This is a genomic window from Paenibacillus camerounensis (genome assembly GCF_000723885.1).
GTDB classification, from domain to species: Bacteria; Bacillota; Bacilli; order Paenibacillales; family Paenibacillaceae; genus Paenibacillus_AQ; species Paenibacillus_AQ camerounensis.
This window is the reverse complement of the sequence record NZ_CCDG010000008.1, coordinates 1-15,042: the sequence shown is the minus strand read 5'-3', so window position 1 is coordinate 15,042 and position 15,042 is coordinate 1. Positions and strand designations below refer to the sequence as shown.

Sequence of the window (15,042 nt, the reverse complement as noted above, 5' to 3'; positions counted from 1 at the left end):
TGGTATCATTAGCTCACATTTGTTCCATTCTTCCCCTGAGAGGGAAGATGTGAGTTATTGATTGTAGCCGTACTTTTCTCCTGTAGGGTATAATTTCGCTTGATCAGGCCACCTAGCCTGTCAAATATAGGTACATATGGAGGGGATTCTGGTTTTGTTAAAAAAACGCTTGCTGTCTGTGCTCACATCCATCCTGTTATTGTCATCCTCACTTCCGCCGCTGGCCTCTGCAGCAGAAGTGTCTGATCCCGATCCGGCTGCCGGTATGATTAATATCAGCAGTAATTGGAAAGGAAGTGTATTCGGCGATGTAGGCGGCCAGGACAAAATTACGGCGGCAAACTTCGGCATTACAGAGAATGCAGATTCAACCGTTACCCTGCGCAGCTCTGCTGACCGCGGCAAAATTTCCGGCAGCACTGAAGGGATTGCTTATTATTTTCAGCAGATTGATCCTGCAGCAGATTTCGAACTCAAAGCTAAGGCACATGTGGATGCCTGGACAGCCAACAATCAGGTGTCATTCGGGCTCATGCTGCGCAGCAATGTGTGGGATAACCAGTCCGGGGCATATACAGGGGATTTCACTGCTGTAGGTGCTTTGGACCAAGAAATGAAAGCGTTTTATAAATCGGGTGGCGGCAGCCTTCAGAAGACCGGCTATCTGTTTGATACAGCCGGCAAGCCTGCGGCAGGGGAGGATTATGACATCAGCATCCGGAAAACCGGGAATCTGTATGTCTTCACTCTCGACGGCGTCACCAAAACACTTGAAGGCTTCAGCGGTGCTGTTCAATATGCGGGACTTTACACTGCCCGGAACACAACCGTTACTTTCAGTAATGTACAGCTTCTTCAGGAAAAGCCAATCGAGCTCGGCCCGTGGACGTACAGCGCTTTTGGCGGAAACACCAGTGCAGTGAAGAATCCTGCGCCTGTAGACGCAACTGAGACCTCCGTGACTCTGGAAACCTACGGCGGAAAAATCTCCGGGAGCGACGAAGGGCTTTCCTTCTATTTCAGGGAGATCCCTGCCCAGGCTAATTTTGAGCTTACAGCCACAGCCAAGGTCCTTTCGTTCAACAGCAACAGCAGCATCAGTACACCGAACCAGAAATCCTTCGGGCTGATGCTGCGGGACAGCGTAGGTGTGAACGGCGATTCAGCCGCAGCAACCTCCAATTATGCCGCGGTTGGCGCGCTGGATCAGGTGATTAAGGGATTCTACAAACAGTCATCACAGGTAAAGCTTGCCCCGTTCAGCGGCATTTCTGTCCCTGCAGCCGGTGAAGAATATGCGCTCCGTATCAAAAAATCCGGCAATACGCTGCAGCTCAGCACCGGCAGCCAGACCGAAACTATAACACTGGACGGAGCGTTCAGCGATACCCTGTTTGCCGGGGTGTATGCAGCCAGAGATGCTGTAGTTGCCTTCAGCGATGTGGATATCAGGCTAGAGACCAAAGCGGTTACTTCCTTAACGGCAGATACCAGCGCTATGGTAAAGACCTCTTATTTCATCGGAGAAGCCCTTGACCTGACCGGCTTATCTGTAAAAGCTGTCTATTCCGATAACAGCGAGGCTGTCCTGTCACCGGCTGATTACATCGTTACCGGCTTTGACAGCAGCAAGGCCGGGGCTAACACGGTAACCGTTCATTATAACGGTGCTTCTGCAGCAATTACCCTGCAGATTCTTCCTCTGTCCGTGTCCGGGCTGACAGTCAAATACTACCCGGCCAAAACCGTCTATTATCCGGGTGATGCCTTCGACCCTCAGGGACTTGTCCTTCTGGCCGGCTATAACGGCAGCACCCCGGGAACGGAGCTGGACAGCACCCTCTACTCACTCTCCATTAACGGCCAGCCCGTAACGGAGCAGGCACCGTACCTGTTCAGCGGACCAGGCGTCTATGAGGTGACCGCTGCCTCGGTGGAGACTCCGGAGGTAACAACCGCCTTTAATATTAAGGTTGAGGATGCAGCGCTAAGTAAACTGGAGATCCGCAATCTTCCGAAGCAAACGGTATATTACATCGGGGATACACTGAAGCTGGAGGGGCTGGTGCTCTATGCCCATTACAGTGACGGTACCTCCCAGCGGCTCATGAAAGAGGAATATAGCGTTTCTGCGCTTGACACTTCTGTTCCCGGTTCACGTGAGATTACCGTTAGCCATAAGGGCGCTACTGTTAAATTCCCGGTTGAGGTCAAAATAAAACAGTTAACCGGCATTGAAGTGACAGTATACCCGAAGACTAGCTTCCTGCTGGATGACAGCTTTAGCAGCAACGGGCTTGCCGTTTCCAAGGTATATGACAACGGGGACCGGGAAGTGCTCAGCGGCTATACGCTTGACACTAGCAAGTTCGACAGCAAGACTCCCGGTGTGTATGATATCGTGATCATCCCGGCCGATCCCGCTATTGATCCGATTAGCTACCCTGTAACAGTCAGGGAAACAGCCCAGCCGGTGTGGAGCAGCACTCATTTCGGGCAGTCCACATCTGCCGCCAATAATCAGACTGTTGTCCGGGAGGACGGCTCCATTCGTTTGATTGCACTTGAAGGCGGAGGCAAGGTTACCGAGGACCATGACGGCATCACGTTCTACTACACTGTGCTTGATGCAGTCCAAGATAACTTCGTGTTGTCTGCTGACATCCAGGTATCCGCTTATGCCAAATCCCCGTATGACGGTCAGGAATCCTTTGGCATAATGGCCCGTGATGTGATCGGCACAGAAGGCAATTCCAGTGTATTCGCCTCCAATATTGCTGCCATCGGCGGCTACAGCGGCGGAACCAAGAGCAGCAACGGAACCCAGCTGTTCGTGCGCACCGGAGTGGAATCTTCTGACGGGGCCGGCAGCAAGGGAATCAAGACCGTCATGCTGAATACCGAGCAGCCGGCTCCCGGTAATACGTTCCCTGCCGCTCCCTACCGGCTGACTCTATCCAAGACGAACAGCGGCTTCACCGGCCAGATTAATGACGGCAACGAGGCCGTGTTCTTCACACCGGATATCCTTAACGTGCAGGATGGCAAAATGTATGTCGGCTTCTACACAGCCCGGCTGGCTACCATCGACGTCAGCAGCATTCAGCTGACCGTTACCTCAGCCGCGACGGATGCTCCTAAGATTGATCCGCCGCAAAATGCAGTGACACCGGCATTTGATATTCTTTCGCTGGGCAGAACCTCCCAGTCTGATTACTGGATGATCCTGCGGCCGAATGTCAACGGAACAGTGACACTGAAGCAGGGCTCTACAGTCATTGCACAGGATGTCAAGGCAGAAGCCGGGAAACGGCTTTCGCTTTCCGCTGAACTTGCGGCACAGCAGGATACGAATTTCAGCATCAGCTTTTTGCCGGATGATACCCAGTACCTGACCTCCTACGATAAGATTGTCCGCAACTTTACCGTCACCATGAAAAGCTATGCCGAAGGTAACGATATTTACGTCTCCCCTGCCGGAACGGTCACTGGCGACGGTACACCGGAGCACCCGCTCGATATCGACACCGCGATTGATTACGTGCAGCCCGGACAGCGTATTATCGTTCAGGACGGCCGGTATGTGCGTTCAAGCAAGCTAGAGATCAAGAAGTACAATGACGGAACGGCTGACGCCATGAAGGTGCTGGAGGCAGCTCCCGGTGCACGCCCTATATTTGACTTTGATAAAAAAACAGAAGGCGTCCTGCTGAGCGGCAGCTACTGGCATGTCAAAGGACTTGATTTCACGCGTACAGCAGGCAATACCAAAGGATTCACTGTAGGCGGCAATCATAACATCGTGGAAAACAGCCGTTTCTATGCCAACGGGGATACCGGCCTGCAGATCAGCCGGACGGACGGAACCGCTGTGGAACTCGCGGAGTGGCCGTCGTACAACCTGATTCTGAACAGCTCCTCCTTCGATAACCGCGACCCTTCCGATAATAATGCCGACGGCTTCGCGGCCAAGCTGACCTCTGGTGTCGGCAACGTGTTCAGAGGCTGTCTGGCGTACAATAATATTGATGACGGGTGGGATTTATACACCAAAGCGGGGACGGGAGCGATTGGCGCTGTGCTGATTGAAGACAGCGCGGCCTTCAACAACGGCCACCTGACTGACGGAACCTTGGGTGCAGGTGACAAAAACGGATTTAAACTGGGCGGCGAAGGTATTTCTGTCCACCATATCATCCGCAATTCCGTTGCCTTCGGCAACGGGGCATACGGCTTTACCAGCAATAGCAATCCCGGTGTCATTGCCGAGAACAACATCGGCTTCAACAACACGCGCGGCAATTTGAGCTTCACTACCTATGATCACATTACGCCTAATTTCACAATCGGCGGCTTCCTGTCCTACCGGACAGCCAGCATCGCTAAAGACCAGTACCCGGCGGGACTGGCAGCGGATAATAACTATATGTATGACGGGACTGTATCGGCTAATAAATCCGGCAAGCAGCTCAGCGATGCCAACTTTGTCAGCCTGACTCCGGTCAGCGTCTATTCAAGAGATGCCTCAGGGAATGTAGTCTGGGGAGATTTCCTCAAGTTCATTCCATTTGATGATAGTGAACCAGGAGAAGAAGAGCCCGCTGCGACTCCAACTCCCGGAGCAACACCTGCACCGTCGCCTACTCCAGCTCCTGCTCTTCCGGGCGGTACCGTAACAACGGCTGATCCCGCCGTAAGTACAGTTCAGCCGGATGGCAGTGTGAGCATCACTCTGGCAACGACTGCTGTTCAAGGTAAAGTGCAGGCAGTGCTGAGTGATGCCGTGCTGCAGAAGGCACTGGCAGTGGCACTGAATCAGGCAGACGGAACCAGACTCCTCCGGCTTCAGCTGAAAGAGAATGCTGCTTCCGGCGCTTATGCAATTACAATTCCGGCGTCCGCATTTACAGCCGGGACCTCCCGGCTGCAAATAGAGGTTAACACAGCTATTGCCAGTGTAGTCCTTCCAGATCAGCTATTTAAGGCAGATGAGCTTGCAGCTGCCAAGGCTATAACCCTGCAGATCAGCTTAACCGAGCCATCTGGATTACTGAAGGAACAGCTCGGCGAAGCCCCGCTGGTAGCCTTTGAGCTTCTGTTAGACGGCAAGCCTGCCGGAGACAGCGGTTCAAGCTCCGGCGTCCAAGTGCGCCTGCCTTATACGGCAGCCGTACCAGCCGCTAATCAGCCGTTTATCGTTGTCTGGCAGATCAGTGCTGGCGGCGCTATTACAGCGGTTGTGGACAGCCGCTATGATACAGCCGGGAAACAGGCCGTTTTCACGGCGGACCGTACTGCCGGACAGTATGCCGCTGTTCTACATCATCCATCCTTTAAGGATATCTCCGGCAGCCATTGGGCCAGTCATGAGATTGAGTTACTGGCCTCGCGCGGAATTCTCAAGGGTATGCCGGATACCGGCTTCCTGCCGGAACAGTCCGTGACACGCGCAGACTTTGCCTCCCTGCTGGTCAGGCTGCTGGGTCTGTCCGGAGCCGCGGGCGGCACAACCATAAGCTTCGCAGATGTTCAGCCGGAGGATTACTTCTACGGGGAGCTGATAACAGCCAAGCAGCACGGCCTGATCAACGGACAGCCGGACGGATCTTTCCATCCTCAGGAACCTGTCTCAAGGCAGGATATGTTCGTAATGACTGTAAGAGCACTTAAAGCTGCCCGTATTCTGCAAGGGGACTCTGCGGCCTCCTCTGCTCTCAGCTCCTTCGCTGACCGTGCGGAGATTGCTAGTTACGCTGCCGGTGACATTGCTGTGCTGGCTGAGGCAGGCTTCATCAAAGGCGATGCCGGCGGCCAGCTCAATCCGTCAAAGCTATCCACCCGCGCAGAAGCAGCTGTACTGATCTACCGGATTTGGACGTCGCTGTAACGCAAAGGGCTGCTGATTAATCCATTACGGCATATGTGCTCTGACCCTGCCCTCGCAATCAACCGTTCAGCGCGGGTAGCATTTATACAGAGCACGGTTTACCGGGCTTAGCTATAAGTATCCCAAACAGCAAAAAGAGACGGCAGGAATACCGTCTCTTTTTGCTGTTTCTGTTGAAGCGAACTGCATGGACTATACTGTCCTATTCCAGCCCATGCTGTTTGCGGATATTGTACAAACCGGTAAGCAGCAGCTCGGATGGATCACGGTTCAGCTGGAAGTGTGTAAAGAGCAGCTGAAGCGGAATGGCACATACGTTGTTCCCGGCAGTAACAGCAGGGAAGCCGGCTTCAAATACCGGACCGTGGTCCTCATTCCAGGCCAGACCTGCATGCACCTTCTCAGGAGCGAACTCCTCTTGTACAGTCTTGATGCACAGTGGAACCACCTGATTGTCGATAACCGCTTTAGCTTCTTCCTCTGATTCCGGCTGCTTCGGAAGCGGCTTGCCGCCTTTTGTCTTCATCAGCTCATGGAAGAAGGAGGATACCCATACTTCAGGGTTCTTGTCCGACTGGAACCGGTTCACCAGCTCGCGCAGGAAGAATCCGGTGGAATAGACTTCGCCTGATTCATTTTTCACATGGTATACAAATACGGGCCCAAAAGCCGCCAGATTAATAATTTGGCTCTGCACCTCTTTAAAATACATCTTCAAAGCTACCATACCATTATGATGAACCGCTTTGACCAGCTCATTCCATTTCTCTTCAGTCATACCTGCCGGGTTATTGCTTGTCTCTTCACTTACAGTCTCATTCGCTGTTTCATTCACTGTTTCATCCATTGTTTCGTTCTCATTATTCATTCGTATTCTCACCCCGCTATCTATCATACCATCAACCGGCCCCGGGTAAAATATAATCCTCAGCCTGTGCATCAGCCGGAGAGCCGGCATACGCATAATAAACCCTGTCATTACGGGCTTCCATCCGGTTTTGCGTCGTATTTTTACAATACAGTGAAAACCATTTCCTGTAAAATATTTATAGAATCTTCCGCTCAAATACTACCGATACCTGTAAAGGAGCTTTCTGATGCTTATGGCGACCGCTGGTGCTTCATGGTGTGATCCCGGCATACAAGCAGAAATGGCTTAGCTGTCCTAAACAGGACGGTAAGCGTTTCTGCGAGAAATATAAGGAAAGTTTATAGCGTAGAACATATGAATCCTTATATTTCAAAAAGACACCTTCACAGCTGTAGCTGCGAAGGTGTCTGCACTGCTGAAGTTATACCGGATTACTTGGCAGCTTTGGCTGCATCAAGGATTGCCTTCAGATAGCCGTGGGTATCCACAAGTGTTGCGCCGCTTACTGCGTCAACTACCTGCTCAGCCGATTTGTATGTCAGTGTCTGTTCCAGGGATTTGATCGTTCTGCCGGTCGCGAACTTCTCAATCGCTGCCAGGTTCTTATCATAAGCTACAGTGGAGCCTGCTGCTTCTGCCATGTGCTCGCTGTAGTATTTGGAGTTGGATTTCTTGGAAGCCAGAACGACCTTTGGATCTTTGTAGTTCTGCCCAAAATCCTTATCAGAGTTAGGTACACCCTTAGCCACATCTGTGCTCAGGAACTGGTAATCATCCAGCGAAGCTGCTACGATAACTCCGTTCTGAACGACGGCTACCGCTACTGTAAAGCACTTGGTTCCATGGGCTGCTGCCTCAACACGGCCCACCTTCAAAGGCGCACTCGCTGCAGAAGTCACGTTGTTAAGTGCACTGCTGTTGCCTACGCCTACAAGTGCCAGTGAAATTCCAGCCACCAGCATTAATTTTGTAACTTTTTTCACAAACATTCCCCCAGTCATGTTATAAAAAACGCTTACACCCTATTTTTATCAAATTCCAGCACGAATCACAGTTACAAATGTTACTAGAAATATGTTAATTCATGGAATTAAAGTATGCCTGTTGCCGGCACCACAATATAGCCAGAATAATAACGCCCAACAATAGCACAAAAGTTGTAACCGCTCCACCCTCAGGACCAAACGCTCCACCTGTAAAAACCGCCGGTCCCGTCAAATTCATTCCTAAAAGCGTCCGCCCGTTATCCGCAAACCCGCTTACCGGAAATCCGTAAAGATTGCCAAGCGTAACATTCCAGGCAAAGTGCATACCGCAGACTCCCCAAATATGTTTCGTAACAATCGCATAGCCGGCAAAAAACAATCCGGACAAGATCAGATTAATAAAAGATAACATTGTAACCCCGGAGCTGAACAGATGAAAGATCCCGAATATGACCGACGATAATATTATTGCAACAGCAGGTGTGCTTTCCTTCGCCAGCATGGGAATTAACCAGCCTCTGACAGCCCATTCCTCCGCTGCGCTCTGAACCATCCATCCGAGAGCAATGACAGCCGTCTTAAGACCTCATATAATCTGCGCATCCACTCACCAGCTTATATACATTATTGTTATTTTTGCCCTATCATAGAAACAGAAAGCTCAGCTATAATAAAAGTCCCCATCGTTCCATAACATTAGCAGCATCCTGTTAAAAGAACACTCACGCACATAAATATTCCTGTTTGGAGGCGCAATGATCAGACATATCCCTAACACGCTCACTGTCATGAGAATGATCGGCTCACTCTGCCTGTTGTTCCTGGAACCGTTGTCCGGCTTGTTTCTTGTTGTCTATACCTTGTGCGGGGCGAGTGATGCGCTGGACGGCTATATTGCCCGCAAAACAAAAAGCGCCAGTGAAGCTGGCGCGAGTCTGGATAGTATGGCTGACTTCCTTTTTATAGGTGTGTTACTGCTGGTACTCCTCCCGCTCCTGCATTTACCCGTTTGGTTGATATACTGGATAGCCGGCATTGCCGTACTCCGCGGCGCTTCTCTGCTGACCGGGTGGCTCAGATACCGTACGCTGGCGTTCATCCATACCTATGCCAATAAGGCAACCGGACTGCTGCTGTTCTGCTTCCCGTTTTTGTATTACCTGTTTGGACTTACGGCACCTGCTAGCCTGCTGTGCATTGCAGCCAGCCTGTCAGCCCTTGAGGAATTGGCAATCAATATCTGTTCGCGGGAACTGAAGAGGGATGCCCGTTATTTTCAATGGAAAAGATAGACTGCCGGCGAAATCGCCTGCTATTTCTAACTGATCATCATAATCAGGACTGCTGAAACAGTGTGGCGGACATCCTGCCCTCGGGGCATAAGAACATATAATAAATACCTTCTCCGTATTCCTCTACGGCTTCCCAGTCCAGCTGTCCTATAAAATGCATGCTCTGTGAGCAGCAGGGACACAAGGGATATTCCCCATTCTGAATCCAGGTCGGATAACCGCCAATCTGCGAGGCCCAGGGCTCCATCGTCCACTGAACAGCATAGTAAGTGTTCCTAGCTTTCTCTGCTATCCGGAATTGCTTACCGGCAGACAGGTATTCCCGCCTCTCCTCCTCCGGATCCGTCTCCGGCAAATAGCCGGGCTTCCGGTTAAAAGCGCTCCACCGTGCTCCTTGCAAGGAATCCAGCTCCATAAACACCGGTCCGTAGCAGCTGCAGATTATGCAGGTCTGTACCTGCAGCTTTTGTCCGTTCACTGGAAGATGTTGCACAGAAGGGTGGTCTGCATGAATATCCAGAAGGACAGTAAGCGGACTCCCGCACCATTCACAATTTTGCCTGCTTTCAGTGAGAAAGCTTGCCTCCGGTTCCTCTGCATATGCTGTAGCTTCAGACGGGTTTATTTTTTCAACAGCATAATTATCCAGGTAAAATAAATCCCGCCGTTTCCCGTCCGCAGTCAGCTCCCAGCCGGCTTCATGCGTATACCATTCAGGTGCAATGTGCAGCTCCTCCGCCCAGTCCGGCATTTGCTCCCGCCACTCCCTGAAGCGCTCAACGATAACCTCATCTCCAATCCAGCTTAAAGCCAGCAGCAGCAAATTCCGGTTCTCCCCGTCTGTCTCCAGCTGCTCCAGCAGCAGATTCCGGATATCTGCCGGTGCATCTTTATACAAAATCCCCGGATGATATACCTCTCTGCGCAGCAGTTCAGCAAGTGTTCCCGTTCCGCTCAGCAGCCAGTTGTTATAGCAGACCAGCGACATCAGAATATCAGTGCATCCATCCTCATCCTCTGCCCTCAGCAATTCAAGCGCATAAGCCTCCAGCCTGCCTGCTTCCTCCCCGGAAAGTGAGTGGTACAGCTCCTCCTTGCCGGATTTATACGGTGTATACACGATTAACGGATCATGCGGCCTGGAAGCATGCATAATCTTCAGCAACTCAACAGAATCTGTTACTCCTGCATATAAATCCACGGTTGTACGATTCTTCATGACGTATGCCTGCCATTCCTGACGTTCCTTTGCCTGCACGCAGGGCATGCAGTAGCCGCCGGTTTTCTGAACCGTAGCCGGAAGAATGGTCGCGCTGCAGCCCTCACTTTTACAGGGGATACGCTCTGTCATCAGAACCCCTCCTTTGCCCTAAATATTCTCCTCCCAGCGCGCAATTTCCTCCCGTACCAGCGGAGCCACCTCTGTTCCAAGCAGCCGGATCGACTCCATCACCTCACTGTGGGCCATCGTCCCGTGGGGGACATGCAGGAGGAATCTGGTGATTCCGACTTCTTTGCGTAACTGAATGATTTTGTCCGCGACTGTACGCGGATCACCGACGAATAACGCGCCTTCCGGGCTGACTGCCGCATCATAATCTGCGCGGGTATACGGCGGCAGGCTTTTTTCAACCGCCCGGACATTGGTTCTGGCATAGGTCGACGGGAAAAACTGTTCAATAGCCTTCGGCGTACTGCCGGCAACAAAGCCATGCGCATGTGCCGCAACCGGCAGCTTGGCGTAATCATGGCCTGCTGCTGCTGCTGCCTCTTTATACAGCTTGACCTGCGCGGCAAAATCCAGCGGGCGGACAGGTCCGATCATCGCCAGCGCAAACGGCAGACCAAGCGCGCCCGTGCGAACCGCAGATTCCGGGCTTCCCGCACTGGCAATCCAGACCGGAAGAGGGTCCTGTACAGGACGCGGATACACCGGCAGATTATGTATAGCGGGTCTGTGCTTACCTTCCCACGTCACATATTCAGACTGCTGAAGCTTCATCAGGAGATCGAGCTTTTCTTCAAACAGACTCTCATAATCCTTCAGATTACAGCCGAATAGCGGAAACGATTCTATAAATGAACCCCGGCCGACCATAATTTCGGCCCGGCCGTTACTTAATCCGTCCAAGGTGGCAAAATCCTGGAACACCCGCACCGGGTCAGCCGATGACAGAATCATCACCGCACTGGTCAGGCGGATATTGCTTGTCAGGGCCGCTGCCGCAGCCATCACCACTGCCGGAGAGGAAGCGGCAAAGTCCGGCCGGTGGTGCTCCCCGACCCCATACACGTCAAGCCCGACCTGGTCGGCCAGCACGATCTCTTCCACTACTTCACGCAGCCGTTCTGCATGGCTCATAGTCTTACCTGTAACCACATCCGGTGTGGTCTCCACAAATGTACTAATTCCGAGTTCCACGGTTCTGTTCCCCCAAGCTGTTGTTATATATCACTATCATTTTTTACTATTTCATCATTCTATCTCTAAATTGCTGAATATTCAAAATTAATATTTACTATATAAATTGAATTGAAACTTAATAAGTAAGGTTTGGCGTGACTCCAGAGTATATTTGGACTTCCGGCCGCAGCAAAAAGCAGGTCAGGCAGCCACTTAAAGTGACCACCCAGCCTGCTTTACGTAATTTTCAATTTGTCCTACTGGTTAGCCAGAATATCGGACAGCAGCTTTTCAGCACCGTCAAAGATAGAATAGCTGTAGCCCCAGAACTGGTTGAAATCGATCAGATAGATTGCTTTGTTCTTAATGGCATTCAGGCTTTGCAGCGACGGATCAGCATAGAAGGCTTTGAGCGTCTCCTGCGGGTCAACACCTCCGGTGTAGACAGAGAGCAAGAGTACATCCGGGTTGGTAGCAAGCAGCTGTTCTTTGCTGACATCACCAGTAACGTCTCCGAAGCTGTTCGTAATACCCAACAGACCAAGCACATCGCCGGCAAATGTATCGATGTTTCCGCTATAAATAGCAATTGCACCATTTCCGCCGTCGGATACATAAGCAAAGGTCTTCGCATTGCTGGCTGCAGCTTGATCTTTAATCGCCTGGGCACGCTGTTTCAGCTCCCCGATATAAGCAGTAGCATTCTCCTGCACATCAAAGATCTGGCCGATTTGTTCAATGTCCTTATACAGGCTGTCCAGCGTAGCACCCTTTACACTGGTATTCTGCAGATAGGTTTGGATGCCAAGTCCGTTCAGGCCCTCAACGGTTCCAACTCCCCAGTCGGCATCCGCGAACAGGTCTGCACGTCCCAGTACCAGATCCGGGCTTGCTCCGACAACCAGCTCTTTGCTGGCATAATTCTCGGAGATTACAGGGATTTTCTTGAAATCTTCCTGGACAGAAGGGTCACCTGCACCATACAGCGCAGCAACACCTACCATTTTGTCAGTCAAGCCCAGTTTGATTAAGAGCTCAGCGGCACCCTGGGTATTGGCAACGACTTTCTCAGGCGCTTTGTCAAAGGTTACAGATTTGGCTGTCCATTCCGTGCCCTCACCGTTATTCGTGTAATTCTCAATAGTCAGCGGATAAACTGTGCTTGTACTTGGAGCAGCAGTCGGAGCCTCAGTGGCCTCAGCAGCTGTATTAGCTGCAGGCACTGCCGTTGCAGCCGATGCATTCTCATTTTTCGTGTTAGAAGAGCATGCTGAAAGAATCCCTACCAGCAGCAAAACCGCCAGCAGCGGCATAAATCGTTTAAAGCTTTTCTTCATCATTCCTATCCCCTTTTCTATATGTCTGGTACACAGCCTTGCCAGCGATGGTGTAAGCTTCCGATCTGCAAGGAATACAATCGTAGAATATAGAAAGCAGGAGCATATGTCAATGATAATAATTCTCATTGACAACGATTCTCAACATACGGTATATTTTAAACTAAAACTTTATAATTAAGGAGTCTAGTATGAATGTCATGCAAACCGAGCTAGCCGCGCAGCCGGCAGCCAAGCGATCTATCATCAATAGCCGTTACGGATTCACTGCTATTATAATCATTCTGCTGGTTATTACGGTTCTGTCAGCGGGTGCTGCCGTCTCCTTTGGACAGGTGGACATCCCCGTCTCCCAATCCTACCGGATTCTGTTACACCAGATTACCGGCATTCAGATTGGAGATGTGCAGGATCTGACTACCGGATCTTTTGTAGATATCATCTGGAAAATCCGTTTCCCGCGTGTCCTTATGGCCCTGTTCATCGGTGCAGGTCTTACGCTGTGCGGAACGATTATGCAGGCCGCTGTACAAAATCCGCTTGCTGATCCTTACATACTTGGTATTTCCTCAGGCGGTTCGCTTGGTGCAACCTTCGCTATTCTGGTCGGCTTTGGGACAATGGGCTTTCTGGGGCAGACCGGCGTAGCCTTCTGGGCCTTTGCCGGAGCCGTCGGCGCTTCCCTGCTTGTACTTCTCCTTGCCAATGCCGGAGGTAAAATGACTTCGGTCAAGCTCGTACTCGCCGGCATGGTCATCAATGCGCTATGCACCGCTTTTGCCAATTTCATCGTCTATTTCGCCAACAATGCCGAAGGTATTAAGACCGTTACTTTCTGGACTATGGGCAGCCTGGCCGCCTCAAGCTGGGATAAGCTGCCGCTGATTGCCGTATCCATAACACTTGCCTCTGTTTTTTTCCTGATGCAGTTCCGTGCTTTGAATGCCATGCTGCTTGGAGATGAAGCGGCTGTTACACTGGGAATCTCGCTGGGTGCTTACCGCAGAGCCTATATGATCCTCACTGCACTGATCACCGGTATTATGGTTGCAAGCTGCGGAATGATCGGCTTCGTCGGCCTGATTATCCCCCATCTGATCCGGGGTCTGGTCGGCTCTGACCACCGCAGGCTGCTCCCGGCTTCAATCCTGTTCGGAGCAATCTTCATGATCTGGACTGACGTGATTGCCCGGACCATTGTTCCGAATGTGGAGCTGCCGATCGGGATTATTACCGCCCTGATTGGTGCGCCGATGTTCATGTATATGCTGGTCAAAAAAGGCTACGCGTTTGGAGGCAAATCATAATGGACTTAAATGTTGAACGTCTGGCGGTCTCTTTTTCCAATGTTAGTATTGTTAAGGATGTATCGCTCAAGGTCCGCAACAAGCAATTCGTCGGTCTGATCGGACCGAACGGCTGCGGCAAATCCACGCTTCTGAAGAGTATTTACAAAGTCATTAAGCCTAAGCAGGGGAACGTCTTCCTCTCTGATCTGGACGTAATCAAAGCAAGCCCGAAAGCGGTCGCTCAAAAGCTGGGCGTTGTCGGCCAGTTCAATGAGCTGAGCTTCGACTTCACTGTCCGTGAGATGGCTGCAATGGGCCGGACCCCGCATAAGGGGATGCTTGAGACAGACAATAAGCAGGACCATGAAATCGTGACCTCCGCCTTACGCATGGTTAATCTGGAAGGCCATTCCGGGCGCAGCTACAATTCCCTGTCAGGCGGCGAGAAGCAGCGTGTCATTCTGGCCCGTGTGCTGGCACAGCAGCCGGAATTCATGATTCTTGACGAGCCGACTAACCACCTGGACATCAAATATCAGCTGCAGATCCTGAACATCGTCAAAAAGCTGGACATCGGCATACTCGCCGCACTCCACGACCTTACACTTGCTGCCGAATACTGCGATTATCTGTATGTGATGAAACAGGGTCAGGTTGCGGCCAGCGGCAGACCGGAGGATATCCTCACCAAGGAGCTGATCGGACAGGTCTTTGACGTGGCCTGCGAAACCTACCGCAATCCGGTTACCGGGGCACTGGGCATCGCATATCTGGAAACCAGATGATCCGTGTATAATAAAGAGCGCCTCCATTTGCTTTAACGGAGGCGCTCTTTTAGTACTTAAGAACCTAATTTGCTGACTTCTGGCAGCTGTATTGAAATAGCGAATATAGGCACATACCCTGGCCTAATGTATACGAAAAAACGAATACAATAGGCCACTAAGAGGGCAAACTAGCCAAATGTATACGAAAA

The 15,042-nt window shown here is 51.4% G+C and carries 10 protein-coding genes; 4 read left to right on the top strand and 6 right to left on the bottom strand.

Features of this window, described 5'->3' with window-relative positions:
• Positions 1–154: 154 nt before the first annotated feature.
• On the top strand, positions 155–5,887 hold the full coding sequence (locus tag BN3772_RS03280; RefSeq protein WP_052380361.1) for a bacterial Ig-like domain-containing protein: 5,733 nt from the start codon (positions 155–157) through the stop codon (positions 5,885–5,887).
• Between the two features lie 202 nt (positions 5,888–6,089).
• On the opposite strand, the gene BN3772_RS03275 is transcribed toward BN3772_RS03280, so the two are convergent.
• The 3 genes from BN3772_RS03275 to BN3772_RS03265 all read right to left on the bottom strand — a co-directional run bounded on the left by BN3772_RS03275 (position 6,090) and on the right by BN3772_RS03265 (position 8,312).
• On the bottom strand, positions 6,090–6,755 hold the full coding sequence (locus tag BN3772_RS03275) for a hypothetical protein (RefSeq protein ID WP_244444671.1): 666 nt from the start codon (positions 6,753–6,755) through the stop codon (positions 6,090–6,092).
• Positions 6,756–7,189: 434 nt separating this feature from the next.
• Positions 7,190–7,741: a hypothetical protein gene (locus BN3772_RS03270; protein WP_042196622.1), complete on the bottom strand. Its 552-nt coding sequence runs from the start codon at positions 7,739–7,741 to the stop codon at positions 7,190–7,192.
• Positions 7,742–7,835: 94 nt separating this feature from the next.
• Positions 7,836–8,312, bottom strand: coding sequence for a CPBP family intramembrane glutamic endopeptidase (locus BN3772_RS03265; protein ID WP_280114374.1), 477 nt, complete (start codon positions 8,310–8,312; stop codon positions 7,836–7,838).
• A 187-nt stretch (positions 8,313–8,499) separates the two neighbouring features.
• Here BN3772_RS03265 and BN3772_RS03260 point away from each other — a divergent pair, with 187 nt between their 5' ends.
• Positions 8,500–9,036: a CDP-alcohol phosphatidyltransferase family protein gene (locus BN3772_RS03260; protein ID WP_209443611.1), complete on the top strand. Its 537-nt coding sequence runs from the start codon at positions 8,500–8,502 to the stop codon at positions 9,034–9,036.
• 43 nt (positions 9,037–9,079) lie between these two features.
• Here BN3772_RS03260 and BN3772_RS03255 read toward each other — a convergent pair whose 3' ends face one another.
• The 3 genes from BN3772_RS03255 to BN3772_RS03245 all read right to left on the bottom strand — a co-directional run bounded on the left by BN3772_RS03255 (position 9,080) and on the right by BN3772_RS03245 (position 12,780).
• Positions 9,080–10,387, bottom strand: coding sequence for a hypothetical protein (locus tag BN3772_RS03255; protein ID WP_042196620.1), 1,308 nt, complete (start codon positions 10,385–10,387; stop codon positions 9,080–9,082).
• Positions 10,388–10,405: 18 nt separating this feature from the next.
• Entirely contained in the window at positions 10,406–11,458 is a 1,053-nt protein-coding gene (locus tag BN3772_RS03250) for an Atu2307/SP_0267 family LLM class monooxygenase (RefSeq protein WP_042196618.1), read from the bottom strand.
• Positions 11,459–11,697: 239 nt separating this feature from the next.
• The gene (locus BN3772_RS03245; RefSeq protein WP_244444670.1) at positions 11,698–12,780 is read right to left on the bottom strand and encodes an ABC transporter substrate-binding protein; all 1,083 of its coding nucleotides are present in this window, start codon (positions 12,778–12,780) and stop codon (positions 11,698–11,700) included.
• A gap of 188 nt (positions 12,781–12,968) precedes the next feature.
• On the opposite strand from BN3772_RS03245, the gene BN3772_RS03240 reads away from it, so the two are divergent.
• Together BN3772_RS03240 and BN3772_RS03235 are read left to right on the top strand one after the other, a co-directional pair.
• Positions 12,969–14,084: a FecCD family ABC transporter permease gene (locus BN3772_RS03240; RefSeq protein WP_425280408.1), complete on the top strand. Its 1,116-nt coding sequence runs from the start codon at positions 12,969–12,971 to the stop codon at positions 14,082–14,084.
• Complete coding sequence (locus BN3772_RS03235; RefSeq protein WP_042196615.1) at positions 14,084–14,851, top strand: ABC transporter ATP-binding protein; 768 nt, start codon at positions 14,084–14,086, stop codon at positions 14,849–14,851. Before BN3772_RS03240 ends, BN3772_RS03235 begins: the two co-directional genes overlap by 1 nt.
• Positions 14,852–15,042: the final 191 nt, after the last annotated feature.

Coding starts and splice junctions, on each gene's coding strand:
- BN3772_RS03275 (WP_244444671.1), bottom strand. CDS start 6,755: ATGAATAATGAGAACGAAACAATGGATGAAACAGTGAATGAAACAGCG.
- BN3772_RS03260 (WP_209443611.1), top strand. CDS start 8,500: ATGATCAGACATATCCCTAACACGCTCACTGTCATGAGAATGATCGGC.
- BN3772_RS03255 (WP_042196620.1), bottom strand. CDS start 10,387: ATGACAGAGCGTATCCCCTGTAAAAGTGAGGGCTGCAGCGCGACCATT.
- BN3772_RS03245 (WP_244444670.1), bottom strand. CDS start 12,780: ATGATGAAGAAAAGCTTTAAACGATTTATGCCGCTGCTGGCGGTTTTG.
- BN3772_RS03240 (WP_425280408.1), top strand. CDS start 12,969: ATGAATGTCATGCAAACCGAGCTAGCCGCGCAGCCGGCAGCCAAGCGA.
- BN3772_RS03235 (WP_042196615.1), top strand. CDS start 14,084: ATGGACTTAAATGTTGAACGTCTGGCGGTCTCTTTTTCCAATGTTAGT.